The organism is Clostridia bacterium (assembly GCA_026414765.1).
Lineage (GTDB): Bacteria > Bacillota > Clostridia > Acetivibrionales > DSM-27016 > SKW86.
The window spans coordinates 330,967-352,649 of sequence record JAOAIJ010000043.1; the positions used below are offsets into that span (position 1 = coordinate 330,967).

At 35.9% G+C, this 21,683-nt stretch carries 21 protein-coding genes; 19 read left to right on the forward strand and 2 right to left on the reverse strand.

Annotated elements, in window-relative coordinates; all coding sequences use genetic code 11:
* The first annotated feature begins 182 nt into the window (after window positions 1–182).
* The 17 genes from smc (at window position 183) to N3I35_17875 (ending at window position 17,182) form a co-directional block, all read left to right on the forward strand.
* Window positions 183–3,755 carry a chromosome segregation protein SMC gene (smc, locus tag N3I35_17795; GenBank protein ID MCX8131937.1) on the forward strand — a complete coding sequence of 1,191 codons (3,573 nt, stop codon included), beginning with the start codon at window positions 183–185 and terminating at the stop codon, window positions 3,753–3,755.
* A 61-nt stretch (window positions 3,756–3,816) separates the two neighbouring features.
* Window positions 3,817–4,725: a signal recognition particle-docking protein FtsY gene (ftsY, locus tag N3I35_17800; GenBank protein MCX8131938.1), complete on the forward strand. Its 909-nt coding sequence runs from the start codon at window positions 3,817–3,819 to the stop codon at window positions 4,723–4,725.
* Window positions 4,726–4,848: 123 nt separating this feature from the next.
* Complete coding sequence (locus N3I35_17805; protein MCX8131939.1) at window positions 4,849–5,190, forward strand: hypothetical protein; 342 nt, start codon at window positions 4,849–4,851, stop codon at window positions 5,188–5,190.
* Between the two features lie 4 nt (window positions 5,191–5,194).
* Window positions 5,195–7,987 carry a UPF0182 family protein gene (locus tag N3I35_17810; protein MCX8131940.1) on the forward strand — a complete coding sequence of 931 codons (2,793 nt, stop codon included), beginning with the start codon at window positions 5,195–5,197 and terminating at the stop codon, window positions 7,985–7,987.
* Window positions 7,988–8,104: 117 nt separating this feature from the next.
* Complete coding sequence (locus tag N3I35_17815; protein MCX8131941.1) at window positions 8,105–8,461, forward strand: putative DNA-binding protein; 357 nt, start codon at window positions 8,105–8,107, stop codon at window positions 8,459–8,461.
* Between the two features lie 67 nt (window positions 8,462–8,528).
* Window positions 8,529–9,878 carry a signal recognition particle protein gene (ffh, locus tag N3I35_17820; protein ID MCX8131942.1) on the forward strand — a complete coding sequence of 450 codons (1,350 nt, stop codon included), beginning with the start codon at window positions 8,529–8,531 and terminating at the stop codon, window positions 9,876–9,878.
* A gap of 105 nt (window positions 9,879–9,983) precedes the next feature.
* The gene (gene rpsP, locus N3I35_17825) at window positions 9,984–10,229 is read left to right on the forward strand and encodes a 30S ribosomal protein S16 (protein ID MCX8131943.1); all 246 of its coding nucleotides are present in this window, start codon (window positions 9,984–9,986) and stop codon (window positions 10,227–10,229) included.
* A 20-nt stretch (window positions 10,230–10,249) separates the two neighbouring features.
* Window positions 10,250–10,480: a KH domain-containing protein gene (locus N3I35_17830; protein MCX8131944.1), complete on the forward strand. Its 231-nt coding sequence runs from the start codon at window positions 10,250–10,252 to the stop codon at window positions 10,478–10,480.
* 140 nt (window positions 10,481–10,620) lie between these two features.
* Window positions 10,621–11,124, forward strand: coding sequence for a ribosome maturation factor RimM (gene rimM, locus N3I35_17835; protein MCX8131945.1), 504 nt, complete (start codon window positions 10,621–10,623; stop codon window positions 11,122–11,124).
* Between the two features lie 51 nt (window positions 11,125–11,175).
* Window positions 11,176–11,910 (forward strand): tRNA (guanosine(37)-N1)-methyltransferase TrmD, encoded by a 735-nt coding sequence (trmD, locus tag N3I35_17840; GenBank protein MCX8131946.1) that lies wholly within the window; start codon window positions 11,176–11,178, stop codon window positions 11,908–11,910.
* Window positions 11,911–12,044: 134 nt separating this feature from the next.
* On the forward strand, window positions 12,045–12,401 hold the full coding sequence (rplS, locus tag N3I35_17845; GenBank protein ID MCX8131947.1) for a 50S ribosomal protein L19: 357 nt from the start codon (window positions 12,045–12,047) through the stop codon (window positions 12,399–12,401).
* Between the two features lie 80 nt (window positions 12,402–12,481).
* The gene (gene lepB / locus N3I35_17850) at window positions 12,482–13,114 is read left to right on the forward strand and encodes a signal peptidase I (GenBank protein MCX8131948.1); all 633 of its coding nucleotides are present in this window, start codon (window positions 12,482–12,484) and stop codon (window positions 13,112–13,114) included.
* A gap of 1 nt (window position 13,115) precedes the next feature.
* Window positions 13,116–14,003, forward strand: a complete 888-nt coding sequence (gene ylqF / locus N3I35_17855) for a ribosome biogenesis GTPase YlqF (protein MCX8131949.1) — start codon at window positions 13,116–13,118, stop codon at window positions 14,001–14,003.
* 21 nt (window positions 14,004–14,024) lie between these two features.
* The gene (locus N3I35_17860; protein MCX8131950.1) at window positions 14,025–14,798 is read left to right on the forward strand and encodes a ribonuclease HII; all 774 of its coding nucleotides are present in this window, start codon (window positions 14,025–14,027) and stop codon (window positions 14,796–14,798) included.
* 12 nt (window positions 14,799–14,810) lie between these two features.
* Window positions 14,811–16,508: a flagellar hook-length control protein FliK gene (locus N3I35_17865; GenBank protein MCX8131951.1), complete on the forward strand. Its 1,698-nt coding sequence runs from the start codon at window positions 14,811–14,813 to the stop codon at window positions 16,506–16,508.
* Between the two features lie 25 nt (window positions 16,509–16,533).
* Window positions 16,534–16,833, forward strand: a complete 300-nt coding sequence (locus N3I35_17870; GenBank protein ID MCX8131952.1) for an EscU/YscU/HrcU family type III secretion system export apparatus switch protein — start codon at window positions 16,534–16,536, stop codon at window positions 16,831–16,833.
* Window positions 16,817–17,182 carry a YraN family protein gene (locus N3I35_17875; protein MCX8131953.1) on the forward strand — a complete coding sequence of 122 codons (366 nt, stop codon included), beginning with the start codon at window positions 16,817–16,819 and terminating at the stop codon, window positions 17,180–17,182. Before N3I35_17870 ends, N3I35_17875 begins: the two co-directional genes overlap by 17 nt.
* Window positions 17,183–17,216: 34 nt before the next feature.
* Here N3I35_17875 and N3I35_17880 read toward each other — a convergent pair whose 3' ends face one another.
* Window positions 17,217–18,341: an AI-2E family transporter gene (locus tag N3I35_17880; protein MCX8131954.1), complete on the reverse strand. Its 1,125-nt coding sequence runs from the start codon at window positions 18,339–18,341 to the stop codon at window positions 17,217–17,219.
* A 129-nt stretch (window positions 18,342–18,470) separates the two neighbouring features.
* Here N3I35_17880 and N3I35_17885 point away from each other — a divergent pair, with 129 nt between their 5' ends.
* Entirely contained in the window at window positions 18,471–19,406 is a 936-nt protein-coding gene (locus N3I35_17885) for a dipeptidase (GenBank protein ID MCX8131955.1), read from the forward strand.
* Window positions 19,407–19,494: 88 nt separating this feature from the next.
* On the opposite strand, the gene N3I35_17890 is transcribed toward N3I35_17885, so the two are convergent.
* Complete coding sequence (locus N3I35_17890) at window positions 19,495–19,830, reverse strand: rubredoxin (GenBank protein MCX8131956.1); 336 nt, start codon at window positions 19,828–19,830, stop codon at window positions 19,495–19,497.
* 1,026 nt (window positions 19,831–20,856) lie between these two features.
* On the opposite strand from N3I35_17890, the gene N3I35_17895 reads away from it, so the two are divergent.
* Window positions 20,857–21,683: aminotransferase class I/II-fold pyridoxal phosphate-dependent enzyme (locus tag N3I35_17895; protein MCX8131957.1), on the forward strand; the 827-nt coding region annotated here is incomplete at its 3' end.

Sequence of the window (21,683 nt, forward strand, 5' to 3'; positions counted from 1 at the left end):
TTTAATTTAGTACATTATGCTTGATAAATTTCCTCTCTGCATGTATCATATCCATTTGATTAATCAGGCTGGCTGGTAAGGTTAATTTAAAGAAAATTGATTTACTTGAAAAGTACATAAATTATGTTAAAATTATAAGGTATTGTCCTAAGAACCTAAAATTTTAATTTGAGGTGTCGGAATTGTATCTAAAGAGGCTGGATGTACAAGGTTTTAAGTCATTTGCAGATAAGATTTCACTTGAGTTCAATTCAGGTATTACATCTGTAGTGGGCCCAAACGGGAGTGGAAAAAGCAATATAGCAGATGCTGTCAGATGGGTACTTGGTGAACAAAGTGCAAAAACTCTGAGAGGAAGTAAAATGGAGGATGTTATATTTGCCGGAACAGAGCACAGAAAACCTTTAGGGTTTGCTGAGGTATCACTGACGATAGATAATTCCGACAATACACTTCCAGTGAGCTATTCAGAAGTTACTGTTTCAAGAAGAGTTTTCAGATCAGGTGAAAGCGAGTATTATATCAACAAGACATCATGTCGTCTTAAAGATATACACGAGCTCTTTTTGGATACCGGTATTGGGAAAGACGGCTATTCAATAATAGGACAAGGTAGAGTTGATGAAATACTCAGCTCAAAATCCGAAGACAGAAGACAGATATTTGAAGAAGCTTCAGGGATAATGAAATATAAGGTCCGAAAGCTGGAAGCCGAAAAAAAGTTGGATTTGACAAAACAAAACCTGGTTCGCATAAATGACATAATAAATGAGCTGGAAAGTCAGCTGGAGCCTTTAAGGAATCAGTCCGAAACAGCTAAAAAATATCTGGCTCTGAGAGAAAACCTTAAAGAATTGGAGGTAAATGTCTATTTAGAAAGCATCTCCAAATTCAGAGAGAAGGTTGTAGAATTTGATGAACTATACAAACAGATAAAAGAAAACATAGATAGAGAAAATTTTAAGCTTGAGAGTATTACAAACAGCAACAGACAAAAAACGGATATATTAAAGGGAATGGATGAGAAGCTCAACAATTCGAGGCAGGAGTTTTATAATCTTGAAGGGGAATTAGAAAGATGCAATTCTGAAATAAAAGTAAATGAAGAAAAGATAAACAGTCTTTTTCACAATATTGAGCGAATAGATAGTGAAATCTCTGAAATAAGCCAGAAACTCGAACAGTTGTCAAAAGAGGAAAACACAAAAAAGGAAAGAATAAGATACCTGAATGACAAACAGATGGAGTATGCAAGCAAACTTTCTGATTATGAAAAGCAGATGGAAGAAGTACTTGCAACACTTGATGAATCTGAAAGGTATATTGAAAACCTGAAATCCAGCATAATGGATAAGATGGATATCCTTTCCGACAAAAAACTTCAGATAAACAATGTAAAAACTCATATTGAGGGTTTGAAAAAAAGGCAAAACAGCATAGTTAATGAGATCTACCAGATAACACTGGAAAAAGATAAAGAAAACATGAAGAAGGAAGATTTGACAGAGAATCTGCGAAAAATAAGAGAAATCATCGCGCATTCCGGAGCAAAGCTGGAAGGTCTCAAAAAAGAAAAGGAAGAATTAGATTTAAGCCTCGCAGAACAAAGAAAAAAGCAAAACAATATTAAGTCGGATATTCAGGTGAAATCATCGAGATATAAAATGCTTCAGGATATGGAGAAAAGCCTTGAAGGCTATAATAGAAGCGTTAAAGAGATTCTTCATGCCTGCCGTCAATCATCGGAGTTTGGAAAAGGTATACATGGTGCTCTGGCACAGCTAATTACAGTTGAACAGAAGTACGAAACTGCAGTAGAAATGTCCTTGGGCGGCGCACTACAAAATATCGTTACATCTACAGAAGAAGATGCCAAGAAGGCAATTGAATTTCTAAAAAAGAACAGGCTTGGTAGAGCTACTTTTTTACCGATCAGTTCGGTAAAAGGAAAATATTTTGAAAACAACACAATTAATGAAGTAAGGAAACAGGATGGTTTTTGTGGTGTTGCATCGGATCTGATTAGCTATAATCCGGAATATTCGGGTATAATTCTCAGCTTACTTGGAAAAGTTGTAGTTGTAGAAAATCTGGATGCGGGAATAAGAATAGCAAAGAAATTCGGATACAGTTTCAGGATAGTAACCCTTGAAGGGGATATTCTGAGTACCAGCGGTTCAATGTCAGGCGGAAGCAGTGATAACAGAGGCTCAGGTATACTCAGCAGAAACAGGGAAATTCCTGAACTTGGCGCTGCTGTTGAAAGGCTAAAGAATGAAGAACAGCAGGTAGAAAAAGATATTGCTGAAGTAATTTCAATGAGTACAGAGGTATCAAAAGAGATTTCTGTAGAAGAAGACAGTATTCGCAATAATGAATTGGCTAAAATACGGGATGAAAGTCATCTGGCACAAATAGAAGACAATTTGCAAAAGCATGATGCAAAAATAGAAATGCTCAAAGAAGAGAAGAATCAGCTTATAAGGCAGGAAAGTGAGACAGTAACGGAACACCAAAAGTATGAAAAAGAATTGTCTGATATCGAAAAGGATATAGCTGATACAAAAAGCATTATTACAGAACATCAGGAAAAGCATAAAGAGGATCAGACAGTACGAGATGCGTTACACAGGGATATTACAGATTTCAAAATATCAGTAAATTCCATAATTGAAAGCCTGCAAAGCGTGAATGAGTCAATTGAGAGAATAACAAGCGAAAAAGATATAGCCCTCAAAAGTATAAGTAAAAGAAATACCGAGAAGGGAAAGAATAGTGAAGAAATAAAATCCCTTAAGGATAATAACGAAGGACTAAGAAAAATAATAAAAGGTCACGAAGATGCAAAAACAGGAAAAACATTGGAAATAGACAGGATAACTGAAGAAAAGAAAGTACTTGAAGAGGAACTATATGATATAGTAAACCAGATTACTGATATAAACAAAAATATTGTTCTTCTCCAGGAGGAATACAATAGGATTGAGGTTAAGAAGGCGAGGATTGATGCTGATATGGAATCAATCCAAAACAGGATGTGGGATGAATATGAACTTACCTATACAAATGCAATGGAAATGAAAAAGGATATAGGAAGTGTAGCCCAGGCGCAGAAAAAGATAAATGAATATAGAAACGAAATAAAAGAACTTGGTCCTGTAAACGTAGCTGCAATAGAAGAATACATCAAAACAAAAGAAAGATATGAATTCATGTCAGTGCAGAAAAACGATATGGAACAGGCAGAGGAAAAGCTGCAAAGAGTGATATATGAAATGACTTCAATAATGAAAAAGCAGTTTATGGAGCAGTTTAAGCTAATAAATGAGAATTTCAATATTGTTTTCAAACAGTTGTTTGATGGAGGAAGGGCCGAGCTGATTCTGGCGGACAAGGAAAACGTCCTTGAAAGCGGTATTGAGATTGAAGTTCAGCCGCCGGGGAAAAAGCTGCAGAATATGATGCTGCTGTCTGGTGGAGAAAGAGCCTTTACTGCAATTGCGTTGCTGTTTGCAATACTGACTCTAAGACCTACGCCGTTCTGTATACTTGATGAAATAGAAGCAGCTCTTGATGATGCAAATGTATACAGATTTGCCGAGTATATCAAGAAATACGTAGGCAAGACACAGTTTATTATGGTAACACACAGAAAGGGTACTATGGAGGCAGCTGATACCCTGTATGGCGTGACAATGCAGGAGCATGGCGTATCCAAGATTGTATCCATGAAAATGGGTGAAAAGGCAAGCTGAAAACAGCAATAATTGACCCTAGCATAAATAAATATCAACTGAAAACACGGAGGATTTTCAAATGGGATTTTTTGACAGGTTAAAAGAGGGATTACAAAAAACAAGAAAAGGAATAACGGAACAGATAGATAAAGTACTTATTTCCTTTGGAAAAATAGATGATGAGCTTTTTGAAGAGCTGGAGGAGATACTAATCACCTCAGATGTAGGCATAGATACCACTATGAAGATAATCGGGGATATAAAAAAGAAGGTCAAGGAAAACAAGGTAATAGATCCTATGAAAGTCAAAGATCTTCTTAAAGAAGAGCTGATAGATATATTAAAGGAAGATAACGCAGAGCTTAATGTAGGAACATCGCCTTCGGTAATAATAGTTATTGGAGTGAACGGCGTAGGAAAAACTACCTCTATTGGCAAGATTTCAAACCTGCTTAAACAAAACGGGAAGAAAGTGCTGCTGGCTGCAGGAGATACTTTCAGAGCAGCTGCCATTGACCAGTTAGAAATATGGTCAAGCAAAGTCGGTGTGGATATTATAAGGCATACTGAAGGTTCTGACCCGGCTGCGGTAGTATATGATGCTGTACAATCAGCAAAGGCAAAAAAAGTTGATGTACTGATATGTGATACTGCAGGCAGGCTGCACACAAAGAAAAACCTTATGGAAGAATTGAAAAAAATATCACGTATACTTGACAGGGAGCTACCCGATTCAAAGCGCGAGACTCTTCTTGTTTTGGACGCAACGACCGGGCAAAATGCCATTTCTCAGGCAAAAACCTTTAGCGAATCAGCAGATATTACAGGAATAGTCCTTACCAAACTGGATGGGACAGCAAAGGGAGGTATAGTTATTGCAATTAAGTCGGAACTGAATATACCTGTTAAGCTTATCGGGGTAGGAGAAAAAATGGAAGACCTTCAAAAATTTGATCCAAGAGAATTTGTTGAAGCTTTGTTCTCCTGATGATATAATAAAATACTATATACAATAGACTTTTTGGTATATTTTTATACATTTTAGCAATAATTTTTGTATAAGTTAATATGGATATAAATACTGGCAGCATATACTGGAGGAGTGACAAAAATGTATAAATACCAATGTTCAAGTCTGGAGTGCGGAAGCATGTGGACTTTGCATGAAGGATGCCTGAACGGTTTTGTCCTGACATGTCCTATCTGTGGAAAGGGACGGGGATTATTCATATCCCAGACAAAGAGAGAAATTGATATAAAGAAAAACAGTAAAGAAGAAGAAATGACTATTGAAATAAGAAAAGACACGGGAAAATCGGTGGAGATAATAAATGAGAGAATAGAGGAATTAAGAAAAAAACACTATTTTAGTATAACTGAGAAGAGTATTGATACAAGTGGAAATGAGATTATTTGCAGGATAAGATACGAGAATAAAAGAACAGGGGTGTGAGGCTATGGTGTATGATTATAATAAAGAAATCAATCTGAAATCTCTAAAAAGAAATATAATTATCGGCGCTGTAATACTGTTCATACTTGCAATTGCAGCTTTTGCTACAGGTATGTATATGAAGGTTATACAGCTTAAAGAAATCAGTGGTGCTCTCGGGGATTTTTCTACTATTTATTTTAAGGATATCACCTACAAGTTGATTTTTTCGGCTGCAGTATTTCTAATAATCTTTACTTCGATAAGCATTACAAACAAAATTGTTAAGCGGAATGTCAGTAGATATCTGGCTGAAAACTCTATTCCAGCCAAGAAAATACCGATATTTTCTATAGCAGCAGTGATAGCGATAATCGGTGCAATTTTTACTAAGGACTTTTTTTATGAAAAGGCATTGAATTTCCTGAATTCTACTCCTTTTGGCAAGAATGCCCCAATTTTTGACAATGTGGATATTGGTTACTTTGTATTCCAAAGACCTTTTTACATGGCACTGTATCAGTTTGCATCAACATTGTGGCTTTTTGTAATTTTATACACAGTTGCATACTATGTAATTATGCTTTTGACTGCCTTCAACAATATTACTGTTCAAGATTTGAAGGTGAAGAGTATAGTAAGGCATAACCTGATCAATATTGCAATATTTTTCATTATCAAAGCAATAACCTACAAGTTTCAAAAAGAAGGTCTTTTGTATTCTACATTTTTTAGTGTAAAAGGCGCAGGATATGTAGATATAAACATATGGATGAACTATTTTAAAATAGCACCTTTTCTGCTGGTAGCCATAGCTTTAGTCGCTTTCTGGCTGGTATGGAGAGGTAAGTTAAGAAAAGCTGCTTACTCGATTGCTGTTTTTCCTGCAGTTTGGATTCTGGTAACTGCTACAGCATTAGTTACGCAGAATTTTATAGTCAAGCCCAATGAATCGGAAAGAGAAAAGCAATACTTGAAATATAATATGCAGCAAACAAGGGCAGCTTATGGACTTGATAAGGTTAAGAGCCATCAGTTCCCACAAATGAAAGACTTAACACCTGAAGTAATAAATAAAAATCTGGAGACAAAAAACAATATCAGAATAGTAGATTATAACGCTACTTTGAATAGTAATATACAGCTTCAGAGCAATACCAATTTTTATACCTTCAAAAACGGTGATATAGTAAATTATGTCGTTAACGGAAAAGAAATCCCTGTATTCATAACAGCAAGAGAAATAGACAGGACAAAGCTTCCGAATCAATCCTTTATCAATAAGATGTTCAGATATACTCATGGTTACGGAGTTGTGGTAAATCCGATAAACAAGCTTACACCTCAAGGGCAGGTTGACTTTTTACTTAGTGGTCTGAGGATGGACTCTGTAGATGAGAAAAACCTGAATATAAAAGAACCTAGGATATATTACGGAGAATTGACAGACAATAATGTAATCGTTAATCCGAATGGGAAGGGACAATATAAAGAAATAGACTATGATGGTACAACAGAGACAAATTACAATGGTGAAGGCGGAATAAAACTCGGATTGCTTAACAGATTTCTGTTTTCACTAAAAAGCGGAGATACTCTGAATATGCTTACATCAGGGAATATTTCCTCCGATTCAAAGCTTTTATTGAACAGGAACATAATAAAAAGGGCACAGATGGCTGTTCCATTTCTAAGCATTGATAATGATCCCTATATCATTCTTACAAAAGATGGTAAATTAAAGTGGGTACTTGATGCTTATACTACAACTAACTATTATCCATATGCACAAAATCCGGAAGGTTATGGAAACTTCAACTATATAAGAAATTCTGTAAAAGTAATTGTAGATGCTTACAATGGTGCAGTTGAATACTACGTAATAGATAAGGAAGACCCTATAATCAAGACCTATATGAAGATTTACCCGGGAATTTTCAAGGAAAAGCCATTGCCTGCGGATATTGCAGATCATATGAGATACCCTGAATTACTGTTTAAAGTGCAGACAGAGGTTATGAGAAGATACCACCTGAATCCTGATGATTTAAAAACTGATAATGTAGCAATATTCTATAGTAACCAGGATAGGTGGGACATAGCAAAAGCACCGGGTGCGGGTGAGGGTGCTGCAGATAATGATATAGAACCATATTACAACATGATTAAGCTGCCAGGAGGTATAAGTAAAAAAGAAGAACTTATCCTTATGAGGCCTTATACGCCTTCAGGAGGGAAGCACAACATGGTTTCCTGGTTGGCTGTAAGAAACTCTGTGGAAGACTACGGCGATTTGGTATTGTTTAATTTCCCTAAGAATACGAATATTCTTGGACCTGACCAGGTTGAAGTAAATATAAATCAGATAGCAGAAATATCTGAAAGTATGACATTGTGGAACCAGAGTGGTTCAAAAGTATTTAAAGGTAATCTGCTTGTTATTCCATTTGAGGAAAGTGTACTTTATGTTGAACCGATATATATAAAATCTGCAAGCCAATCTTCAATTCCACAGGTAAGGAAGGTAGTAGTAGGGTTTCAGAAGGGAAATGACTTTATACATGGAGTTGGAGATACATTGGATGCTGCATTGGATAACCTATTTGAAGGAATATCCACAACTCCTGTGAAACCGGCAGATAATACCAAGCCCGATACAGCAGTACCTGATGTGGAGATAAAGCCTGATACTGAAGGAAATGCTGTTACAACACCTGCGGATAAGGATAAGATAATTAAAGACATAAGATCAAAATACGATTCAATGAAAAAGCAGCTCGATGAGTTAGGCAAGCTTTTGGATGAACTTAATAAATAACATAAAATGTCCGTGCAAACCACGGACATTTTTATGTTATTTACCCTTGACAAGAAAGATTTTTCTAAGTAAAATAAGGTGTAAAGTAAAAATACTTTACAATGAAGTGGATGAGATATGGAAAATGTATATGAAATAACACTACTGCTGGACTTTTATGGACAGCTTCTAACTGAAAGACAATATGAAATGCTTGATCTGCACTACAACAACGACTATTCCCTAGGGGAGATAGCAGAACAGATGAATATAAGCAGGCAGGGTGTTTATGACAATATAAAGAGAGCAAAGACAGCTTTAAACGAATTTGAATCAAAGCTTGGCCTTGTGAATAAATTTTCGGAACAAAAAAAGCGTGCTCAGGAAATGCTTAAATATGTTAAACTTATAGATACAAGTAAACTAAGCAGCAAAGATGTCACAATTTTCAATAGAATAGAAGAGGGTATCAACGCTATAATAGATAATAGTTGAAATATTTCTTAATTTTCATATTCGCTGGTTAGAAAAATCAGCCGGTATTAGAAAAGGGGTGTTGGTCATGTCAGTATTTGAAGGTTTATCAGGTAAACTTCAGGATACTATAAATAAATTAAGAGGCAAGGGCAGGGTCTCAGAAAAAGATGTAAAAGAAATGATGAGAGAAATTAAGCTTGCCTTGCTGGAAGCAGATGTAAACTTCAAAGTTGTTAAAGACTTTATAAATAAAGTGTCGGAAAGAGCTGTAGGGCAGGATGTTTTAGAAAGTCTCACGCCCGGACAACAGGTTATTAAGATAGTTCATGAAGAGCTTATCGAACTTATGGGGAGAGAACAGAGCAAAGTAACTTTTTCTCCCAAGAGTCCCACTGTGTATATGATGGTTGGACTTCAGGGTTCTGGTAAGACTACAACTACAGGAAAGCTGGCGAATCTTTTAAGAAAACAGGGGAAAAGTCCCTTGCTGGTTGCCTGTGACGTTTATAGGCCTGCAGCGATAAAGCAGCTTCAGGTGGTTGGAGATCAGTTGAACATACCTGTTTTTTCAATGGGTGATAAGGTCAATCCTGTAGATATAGCAAAAGCGGCAATAGAGCATGCGAAATCAAAGCAAAATGATCTTGTAATAATTGATACAGCCGGTCGCCTTCATATAAATGAAGAATTAATGGATGAATTATCCAATGTAAAAAATGCTGTAAAGCCGCATGAGATATTATTGGTAGTGGATGCCATGACAGGGCAGGATGCAGTGAATGTTGCAGAGAGCTTCAACGAAAAGCTGGGTATCGACGGTATAGTACTTACCAAGCTTGATGGCGATACAAGAGGCGGTGCTGCATTATCAGTAAGGGCTGTAAGCGGCAAACCCATAAAATTTGCGGGTATGGGAGAAAAATTGAGCGATCTTGAGCCTTTCTTTCCGGACAGGATGGCATCAAGAATTCTTGGCATGGGAGATGTTTTAAGTCTTATAGAAAAGGCGCAGGAAGCATTTGACGAAAAGAAAGCTCTTGAGCTTGAAAAGAAAATGCGTACCATGCAGTTTACACTTGAGGATTATCTGGATCAGATGCAGCAGCTGAAAAAAATGGGGCCTTTAAGCCAGGTGATGAATATGCTGCCTGGAATGAATACGAAAGCATTACAAGGTGTAGACATGGAAAAAAGCGAGAAGGAAATGTCACGGAGTGAAGCAATAATTAATTCTATGACAAAAAAAGAGAGAATAGATCCTACAATAATAAACGGCAGCAGACGTAAGAGAATAGCGGCGGGGAGCGGTACTACCGTTCAGGATGTCAACAAGCTTCTAAAAGGCTTTGAAGAAGCAAAGAAAATGATGAAAATGATGAGTGATATGGGCAAACACGGTAAAAAAGGATTAGGTAAATTTAAACTACCGTTTTGATGATATATACGTTTAAAGTTTAGGGTTAATAGTTTTTGCTTAGACTCCTAGACCATAAACCATAAATACTAAACCTCAAAAAAGGTTTTGAAAGGGGTGAAAGAGATGGCAGTAAAAATTAGATTAAAAAGAATGGGTGCAAAAAAGAGCCCTTTCTACAGAGTAGTTGTAGCTGATTCAAGATATCCGCGTGATGGTAGATTTATCGAAGAAATAGGTACTTATAACCCACTTAAAGACCCTGCTGAAGTGAGCATTGATAATGAAAAAGCAGCTAAGTGGATTAAGAATGGTGCTCAGCCTACAGATACAGTTAAGTCATTACTTAAAAAAGCTGGAATTATTCAGTAGTTTAAGCGGGAGGTGTTTATATGAAAGAGCTTCTCGAAACAATTGCCAAAGCGCTTGTTGACAACCCTGATGAGGTAATGGTTAATGAGGTTGAAGGCGAAAGGTCTTTGATACTCGAACTGAAAGTATCAAAAGATGATATGGGAAAGGTTATCGGAAAACAGGGAAGGATTGCAAAAGCAATTAGAACTGTTATCAAGGCTGCAGCAATAAAAGATGATAAAAGAGTAGTTGTGGAGATCATACAATAAAAAGGCGACATTAATATCGCCTTTTTATTGTAATATGGCTATTAAAAGATAACAAATATATCATCAACATACCCTCTATTGATGCACAGAAACAAATTTTGGAAAACAGGCTTTATTTTTGAAAGAAAGGTGAGACATCAATGCAGCAGTTCCTTCAGATCGGAAAAATAGTAAACACACATGGAATAAAAGGGGAACTAAAAGTTATACCACTTACAGACGACCCTGAAAGATTCATTAAACTGAAAAAAGTCTACATTGAGCGTAACTCAGTACAAGAAGAAGCAGAAATAGAAGGCGTAAAGTTTTTTAAATCCATGGTGATTATTAAGCTTAAAGGTATGGACGATATGAATGCAGCAGAGACATTGAAAGAGTCCTACATTTTGGTAGATAGGAAGAATGCTGTTAAACTAGCGGAATATTCTTACTTCATTTGTGATCTGATAGGCTGTGAAGTTTTTGATGAAAAAAGGGGCAGGTTGGGAATACTGCACAATATCATAAAAACAGGCAGCAATGATGTATATATTGTAAAAGGCGAAGAGAATAAGGAGATTCTTATACCTGCACTTAAAACAGTGGTAAAGGAAATTTCCGTTGAAGATAAAAAGATAATGGTGTGTTTGCCTGAGGGCTTATAAATATTTTTATGTAATAGAAATATATTCAAACAATATTAAGAGGAAACAGCTATGAGATTTGATGTTTTGACTTTGTTTCCCGAATTGTTCAATGCTGTGATGGGTGAGAGCATCATAGGAAGAGCACAGGAAAATAAGCTCATTGAAATAAATACTGTTAATATACGTGACTTTTCAAGAGATAAGCACAGGAAAGTTGATGACTACCCTTATGGTGGCGGAAATGGAATGGTTATGATGATACAGCCCATATCCGATGCCTATAAATCTATAGTTGAAGGCTTGAATTATAAGCCAAAAGTTGTTTATCTCAGCCCGCAAGGCAAAGTATTCGATCAGAAAAAAGCAGATGAGTTAAAGGAAGATAAGCATTTGATTTTGCTGTGCGGCCACTATGAAGGTGTAGATGAAAGAGTAATAGAAGACCTTGTGGATGAAGAGATATCTATAGGTGATTTTGTCCTTACGGGAGGAGAATTACCTGCAATGGTTCTCATAGATTGCATAAGCAGATTGATACCAGGCGTACTATCAAATGAGGAGTCATTTTCTGATGAATCCCACTATAGTGGCCTCCTGGAATACCCCCAATATACAAGGCCTTATGAATACAATGGCAGAAAAGTACCTGACGTATTGATGTCAGGTCATCATGCTAATATAAACAAATGGCGGAGGCAGCAATCTTTATTAAGAACATATAAAAAGCGTCCCGATTTATTTGAAAAATATGAGTTATGTACTGAAGATAAAAAATTATTTAGCGAAATCACTAACAATACTTAAGTCAAAATCAAATTTATCATTTACAAAAACATAATCATATGGTAAAATATTGAGCGTGTGAAATACGGGCGGTCCACTGCTAAAGATGGTGAAGTGCTTTGCATGAACGTCTAGGAAAGGGAGGAGGCATACAAATGAACATATTGAAAGCAATAGAAAATGAACAGATAAGAGCAGACGTACCTAAAGTGGAAATCGGTGATTATGTAAAAGTTCATTTAAAGGTTATTGAAGGTAACAGAGAAAGAATTCAGATCTTCGAAGGTACTGTAATAGCTAAAAAGGGCGAAGGCATTAAGGAAACTTTTACTGTAAGAAGAATTTCCTATGGTGTTGGAGTTGAAAGAATTTTACCTATTAATTCTCCTAAGATTGATAAAGTTGAATTAATAAGAAAAGGTAGAGTTAGAAGAGCTAAACTTTACTTCCTCCGTGAAAGAGTTGGTAAAGCAGCAAAAATTAAAGAAAAGCTTGATGTTAAAGCAGAATAAGAGAAGTAAAAAAAGGGACAATAAAAATGTCCCTTTTCTTATACTATTTAGAATAAACTTATGAGTAGGTAGAAATTATTATGGATATGGATAATAATATACCAAAAACCAAAAGCAGCAGGAAAAGTAGCTTTAAAGAAGTACTTGAATGGATTCAGGCGATACTGATAGCTGTGGTACTTGCTTTTTTAATTAGAGGCTTTGTCTTTGAGCAGGCGTTGGTAGATGGCAGTTCGATGCAGGACACTCTGCAGGATGAACAGAGAATTATTGTGTATAAACTGGGATACTTTTTTCATTCCCCTGAAAGGGGCGACATAATTACTCTTGAGTACCAGAGAGGAATATTTAATTTTTTGCCTGTTCCTGATCCGGAAGAGATAGATTACATAAAGAGAGTAATAGCCATACCGGGAGATGAAATTGATATAAAAGACGATGGATATGTTTATGTAAACGGGGTAAAATTAAGTGAGCCTTATGCAAAAGGAATTACAGAAAGAAAAAATATGGATTTCCCAATTAAAATACCACAAAAGAAAGTTTTTGTTTTAGGTGACAATAGAGAAAACAGCAGTGATAGCAGGATAATCGGATTGATTGATTTTGACAGGATAAGAGGCAAAGCTGTATTTAGGCTATTTCCTTTTAAAGATTTAGGACTCATATATAGTAATATGAAAGGTGCAAACATAAAGGATTTGGAGGATTAAGATGAATATACAGTGGTTTCCGGGGCATATGGCTAAAACAAGAAAAATTTTAGCAGAAAACCTGAAGCTGATAGATGTCGTAATAGAGCTTTTAGATGCAAGAATACCGGTAAGTAGCAAGAATCCGGACATTGATGAAATAGTTAAAAACAAACACAGAATCATAGCCTTAAACAAGGCGGATCTTGCAGACGAAGCTGCATCGCGGGAATGGAGCAAATGGTATAGCTCACAAGGTTATGCCACTATTTTTATTGATTCTATAAGAGGTAAAGGAATCAATGAATTAAAAGTAAAACTAAGAAATATTATGAAAGAAAAGCTTGATAGAGAAAAACAGAAAGGAAGGTTATTCAGACCTATAAGGACCATGATTGTAGGTGTACCTAACGTAGGTAAATCTTCTTTTATAAACAAAGTAGCCGGAAGAGCCAGTGCGGTAACGGGGGACAAGCCAGGTGTTACCAGAGGAAAACAATGGATAAGGATAAATGAAGAAATAGAACTTCTTGATACGCCGGGTATCTTGTGGCCAAAATTTGAGGATATGAGGGTTGGAATGAATTTGGCTTTTACCGGTGCTATCAAGGATGATATAATTGATATAACAGAAGTTGCTGCCGCACTTTTGGAAAGACTCGGGAAAACGTATCCCCAAAATATCATGGAAAGATTCAAGCTGGAGTCTGTAGGAGAAAAAAGCGGTTTGACACTGCTCAATGAAGCAGGGAAAAAAAGAGGCTGCATTGTATCTGGAGGAGAAATTGACCATTCAAGGATTTCTGCAATAGTTCTTGATGAATACCGTGGCGGCAAAATCGGCAGGATAACATTGGAAAGGCCAAATGACCTGATACAGGCTAAAGAGGAAGTAATTGAAGAAAAATAACGGATTGCTCTGGGGGTAAAAATGAATCAAAAGCCTAAAATAAAGGATATAGAAGGATACATAAAAACTCTGGATATTGATTCGGCATTGGAATACCTGTATGCAACACAGGATACATATCATATAGATCTCACAAAACAAATAGAAAAGCATAAGAAGAAAAAAGCTGCATTAGATAAGGAAAAAGAACGCTTTCTGGATATGTGCAGATATGAAAAGGAAGGATATGCAAGGGGCAAAAGGTTTATTGCGGGAATAGATGAGGCAGGGAGAGGACCATTGGCAGGACCTGTGGTAGCTGCAGCTGTTATTCTTCCTGAAGAGGTATTTATAGCAAACCTAAATGACTCAAAAAAGCTTTCTGCACAGCAGAGGGATTTGTTATTTGATGAAATAAAGGAAAAAGCAGTAGCTTACGGAATAGGTATGTCTGACGAGAAATGCATTGACGGTATAAATATATTAAATGCAACCAAAAAAGCTATGAAGGCAGCGGTAGAATCATTGAAACCTGCACCGGAACTAATACTGATTGATGCTGTGAAGCTTGAAGAAGTATATATAGAACAGGAGGCTATAATAAAAGGGGATGCTCTCAGTATTTCGATTGCTGCTGCATCCATTTTAGCTAAAGTTACAAGAGATAGGTTGATCGAAGAAATGGATGGGCTATACCCTCAGTATGGATTTGCAAAGCATAAGGGATATGGAACAAAAGAACATATAGATGCTATAAAAAAATTTGGGATTTGTCCGATACATAGAATAAGCTTTACAAAAAATTTTACTGGATAAATGGGGGCATTTATGAGAATTGATGGGTTATTTCAGAGTCAAATCATTAATCTTTCCGGTTTGGAAGGCATTCTGGAAAGAGCAAATGCAGGTGACATTGTAAGAGCACAAATTCTCGAGATAACATCAAATGAGCTTATACTAAAACTTTTTGATGGCTCTACCATTAATGCTTCTACTACGGGCAGTACGGAAAATCTGGGGTTGAAACGAGGGGATTTTGCCGATTTCAGAGTAAAGGACAAACAGGATAATAAAGTATTGCTTGAAACAATTAAAAGCGCCACTATAAAGAAAGAAGAGGGAAGTGAAGAACTGGTCAGGCAAATGAAAACTTTAGGTATTATACCGGATGGTGAAAATCTGGCTATATCTAAAGAAATCAAATCAAATGGACTTCCTCTAAATAAGGAGAATTTTGAAAAGGCAGTTGATATACTTGGAAGGTTTAAGGACATAAACCCTGCAAAGGCAGTTTTTCTTTTTGCAAACAAACTGGGAGCAGAGGAAAAGAACATATCTGCTCTAAAGCAACTGGTAGATGAAAAAGTTAAGATAACCCAAAGTATTGAAGGACTTGTGAAATCTCTGGAAAAGATTGAGGATGAAATAGTTCTTAAGAATATGGTTGAACGGCTGACAAATAAGAATGTAGAAGAAAATGCAATTACAGATTTTAAGCCGGCGGGAAAAATCATTTATGGTTCTAAAGATAGGGATTCTACCCATATTGAAATAGGAAAGCATTTTGGTGAGATAGACAAATTGCTGGATAATCTGATAGATAAATCTGTGAAAACCGGCAAAGGAGTAGATGCAGCAGCCTCTGATTCTGCTGTACTTAACAAAATTAAGACTTTTATTGAAAACAATAAATTCTCAGCAGGGGAAATGAGTGAGAAATTTGAGAATTTCCTAATCAGAAATATATATGAGCACGATAAGTCAAATCTAAGGCAAAAAGCTGAAATCCTGGATATTATCAATAAAATTTCAAATATATTTAAGCAGATTGATGAAATCAAAGACTATAGCAATATTGAGAACCAAAAGTCAGTAAAGCATGATTCTACTCAAACACAAAATTATGAAAATAAAACTATAAGAGATATATTCAGTAAGTTATTTGTAAGTATAGACTCAGAAAATCTTAAAGAGGAAGTAAATGTAAAGAATATATACAAAGAATTGTACAGTAATCTAAGCATAGTGAAAGATACTCTGGAATTAAGTAATATAGCAAATAAGACTGCACTAATAAACAATATTGAACAAATGGAAGATAATATCAGGTTTATGAACCAGCTGAACAATTATAGCACGTATATTCAAATCCCGCTAAACATATTTGACCGCAATACTACCGGTGAGTTTTATGTATTGAAAAGGGATTCCAGAAAACAGAGAATTAATCCGGAAAACACTACTATGTTCATTTCGCTTAATACAGAGAACATGGGGCAGGTTGATACATTTTTGGGACTAAACAAGAAAAACATAAGCATCAACATGAGAGTTGAGGACAATAAAATAGTAAGCTTTATAAAAGGGTATCATAAAGAGCTGTATGACAGGCTAAAGGAAAAAGGCTACAAGCTGGTGGATTTTAAATTTAAGATTTCTGAAGAAGATATTAATCTGACTAACATTGCTGAAGTTGCAGAAAAGGAATTCGCGCAAGGCAGGGTTACGATAGATTATCGATTATAGGTCTATGTTGGGACTGGGGTAAAGTATGAGTGAGACTAATGAAAAGAAAATAAAAAAGGTTGCTGCCCTCAAATATTTGCCTGGTGAAGATAAAGCTCCCAAAATAGTTGCTTTGGGAAAAGGCGAAATAGCAGAAAAGATTGTGGAAACAGCAAAGGCAAACAACGTACCTGTTTATGAAAACGCCCAGCTTGCACATACATTAAGCTCGCTAAGCATTGGTGATGATATACCTCAGGAGCTTTATGAAGTAGTGGCTGAAATACTTGTTTTTGTCAGTAATATGGACAGAGAGTATGGAGGGAAAAATGCCTCCGGAAAATAAAAGATTATTTGGTAAAAAGGGTGAAGATATTGCCGTAAAACACCTCAAAGAGAATAATTATGTCATTGTACAAAGAAATTTCAGAGAAGGAAGAATCGGCGAAATAGATATAATTGCCCGGGAAAGGGAATTTATCTGCTTTGTAGAAGTAAAAGCACGTACAAGCATTGAGTTTGGTATGCCTTCAGAAGCTGTAAATTACAGGAAGCAATCTAAAATAAAAAAGCTGGCATATATTTATGTAAGCAAACATAAATTATATGACAGTAACTTAAGATTTGATATAGTTGAGATAGTATTCAGCAAAGACAAGGAATACACAATAAACCTCATTAAGAATGCTTTTTAGTAGTCATGGTCGAAAAAATTAAGAAATTTTTACATTAACTTTTTATTGTAGAATCATCAATTCCTTTTGCCTTAAGCCTGTTTTCAACGTATTCTCCAACGAATTCTTTAATTACAGCTGTTACAGGTATAGCAATAAACATCCCCATTATTCCAAATGTAGCTCCTCCTACCATTAAAGCAACAATAATCAATAAAGGAGTAAGGCCGGTCTGATTTCCGATTATTTTTGGACTTAGTATCCAACTGTCAAGCTGCTGTAAAACAAGCAGAAACAGAAATACAAAGAGTGCTTTTATCGGACTGATTATTAGTATTATTATTACGGCAGGGATAAGACCTACTATTCCGCCTATGTAAGGTATAAGATTTGTTACTCCGACAATTATACTGATAAGAAGGGCAAAGGGGACTTTGAATGTAAATAGTCCCAGGAAGCAGATGACACCTATTATGGCTGAATCGATCAGCTTACCAATTATATATTTTGAAAAAGCATTGTTTAGCTTTCTTCCTATGTTAATTGACATCTTTGCTGTGTTTGAACTTAAAACTGCAAATAACAGCTTCTTTATCTTTATAATAAGCTTTTCCTTATCGGATAAAAGATAAATTGAAATCAAAATACCGAAAATAAGCTTAAGCATAGTTGAAGTAAGATCTATGATTTTTTTGAAAACAAAGTTTAGAGATATGTTGAGAAAACCTTTAACCATCTGCAAAATATCATTAATGTTGTTTTCAAGATATGTATACACATCATATTTATCATCAAGCTTCAGATCATCGATAATCTCTGTTATCCAGCTTTGTGTGCTTGTAACATACGAATCAAGGTTTTTTAGGAACATACCGATGTTTTCAACTAAAATCGGCGTTATTACGATTATTACAAAAGCTATAAGTGCAACAAACAACAAATAAATAATCAGTATGCTGAATATTCTGTTTATTTTGAACTTACGTTCCAGATAAACCATCATAGGATTTAAGAGAAACGCAATTACAAAAGCCCAAATAAGATAACTGAAGATAGATATGACATATCTTAAGCCACCAAAAAGGAATCCGGGTTCGTTTACTATTTTAAAGAGAATGAAGGAGATAAGTATAATTGGTATTAATTCAAGGTGTTTTATCTTTTTTTTGTTTATAAACATATATTGAATCATCCTGCATAAATATGATAATGTGATTATAGCATAGTATTGATGAAAAGCAAAGTATGGCTTCTTAATGAAAAATGTACACTCGTGTGTTAATGCATAGCCGAGCAAAAGGAGAAAGACATGATATATGTGGATGCTCATTGTGATACTATAACAAAGATAATGGAATTTAGACAAGACCTGAACAGAAATAGCTGCCATATAGATATTGAGAGGATGAATAGGGTAGGGAGTTGTATTCAGTTTTTTGCCGCATTCATAGATCCTTCCTTTGGTCAGGCATATGCAATGAAGCGTGCTGTTCAGATTATAGATAAGTATTACTTAGAAACAGAAAAATATAGTGACAGCATAATGTCATGTTGTAATTATAGCGATATAGAAAGGGCTTTGTCCGAAAAAAAGGCTGCAGCCTTATTATCTATAGAGGGTGGTGATGCCCTTCAAGGAGATATGTCAGCTTTAAGAATGTTTTACAGACTAGGTGTAAGAAGTGTTTGCCTCACATGGAACCACAGAAATGAGATAGCAGACGGAGTGGGAGATTCATCTACAGGCGGAGGGCTGACATCTTTCGGAAGAGAAGCAGTGAGAGAGATGAATAGGCTGGGTATGCTGGTAGACCTGTCGCATATAGCTGAAAAAGGCTTTTGGGATGTAATGGATATTACTAAAGCACCCGTAATTGTATCACATTCAAACGCTAAGAAAATTTGCAGTCACAGAAGGAATCTTACTGATGAGCAGCTATTAGCTGTAAAGAATAACGGTGGAGTAGTCGGAATCAATCTTTATCCACATTTCCTGAACGATTCGGGCAAAGCTTCCATGAAAGATATCATTGCACATATAGAATATATTGCCGGTTTGATTGGTACTGAGCATATGGGTATTGGTGCTGATTTTGACGGTATTGAAAGTACTCCTGAAGGTATAAACGGAATTGAAGACATAGCATCAATCATTAAAGAACTGGAAAAACTCAACTATAAAAGTAAAGACATTGAGGATTTTGCTGGAATGAATTTTCTTAGGGTAATTAAGGAAGTGTTGTAGCACATCTTTCAAAACCAATGGATAAATAACTGTTTTATAATAAATAATTGAAAGCAAGTGAAAGCCGGCTCGTATAAGCCGGCTTTACTCACCATTTTCCTTTACCCATATGACCGGCCAGTTCGGCTTTTGCAATCTGCTTCATAATCCAAGCTGCGTTTTTAGCTTTTTCAAAAGAGGCTACACATGCGGGATCAAGATTTAGCTTTATCCCTTCTTCACTTAAAGCTGTAATTTTCATAGCAAGCCCGATAATTTCCATATGAATATCGTTAGTTCTGTCTGATTTATAAATCTTTTCCGCATCTTCCGGATTCAATTCATTGAATTTTTCCTTTGACGCGCCGCATTTCGGGCAATTTTCAGGTGCACTCTCACCTTCATGTATGTATCCGCATACAGTACATTTCCACAGTTTTCTCATAAACACACATCCTTTCAAATTGTTCTAAAAATTAATTAGTATTAATAAAAGATATCAATTTTAAAATTACAATATTAATTTACCAAAATATTTTGGTATTAAACAAAAATTATTATTGAATATATAAAGATTGTATTGTTTAGAGAAAATAAAAAGAGATTATTCACTTGAGCTAGGGTTTTGCTCCAAGTTATAACTTTACTTCAAGTTGATGTGTTCTTAGAGTTAATAGAAAATAATAAGAGCCCGTGATGATCTTTGCTTCAGCTAACACAGATCCTTACATACCTGCATGCAATCGTCCATATCCATGGAAATATTTTCGACTACCTGCAAGCACTATTGAACCTATGCTAACCTATGCTCGGCTATCAAGGATACCTTAGAAACCTACTGCAACCTTCCGGCTGCAATAGATCTCCAGTATACATTACATACTCTTAATTGCCTGATAAAAAGCAACTATCAGGGTTAATAATAGGAATATATACCTGCGGAACCCTTGATAATCTTAGCTCGAACCTTGTATATCCCTTTCGACCATACTGCAGTAGTCAAATGTCCGCGAGACATTATAGTACTACAGTACAGCCTTACAGGACATAAAAGGCTCTTCTCTCCGGCTAATATCAAGCTTTAGCGCCAACTATCGATATAAATGCTTGCTTAAGGCATATATATCTGGGCGAAACCTGATATTAACCTTCGACCGGATGCTATAAAGCCTTGCAGAGATTAAAAATTCAATCTCCCGGCCTTCGGGGGTCCAAAGACCTTATAGCATTCTTGGCTCAACCATCACGAACCCTTGTGCTATTATTGTGTCCGATATGAAATTTTATATTCACGGAAAAAAATGATAACTTTTTATTTTTAAAAATAATTTTGCATAATCGTTATCATAAACTTGCAAAAAAACATATTTTATATTAGAATTATTTAAGATGTAGTAAAAAAATGAATTATATTAAGTGATGAATTTTATTAGAGATGAATAAATAGAATATTTATGCGGGGTGTATCGGAATGAAAAATTTGAATGAAGCAAGTGTTAAGGAAATGCAGGAATACATATCCGACTTGCAAGCAAGATACAATAAGTTTAAAAGTGAAAACCTCAAGCTAGATATGTCCAGAGGAAAGCCATGCTCTGAACAGCTTGATATCTCAATGGAAATAATGAATTTTCCCGGGAGTAATGATAACTGTAAAGCTTCAGATGGTACTGATTGCCGCAACTATGGAGGTGTAGATGGACTTCCTGAAGTAAAAGAGCTTTTTGCCGAAATGCTTGATGTAAATATCAAGGAAGTAATAATAGGTGGAAATGCAAGTTTGAATATGATGTACGATACGATAGCACGTGCTATGATGCTTGGTGTAGCAGGAAGTGACATGTCTTGGGGAAAACTGCCCTCTATAAAATTCCTTTGCCCAAGTCCCGGATATGACCGCCACTTTGCTATTTGTGAACTTCTCGGAATAGAAATGATAGTTGTGGATATGAAGCAGGATGGTCCTGATATGGATACAATTGAAAATCTTGTTTCCAAAGATGAATCAATAAAGGGAATATGGTGTGTGCCAAAATACAGCAATCCTGATGGGATCACATACTCTGATGAAGTAGTAGACAGATTGGCAAAAATGCCGGCAAAAGCTAAGGATTTCAGAATATTCTGGGATAATGCTTACACTGTACATCATTTGACAAATAACCCGGATAAGCTGAAGAATATCCTCACTTCATGTAAGGATGCTGGCAATGCTGACCGTGTATTTATATTCAGCTCGACTTCAAAGATAAGCTTCCCGGGTGCTGGTATTGCAATGATGGCTGCAAGTGAAAATAA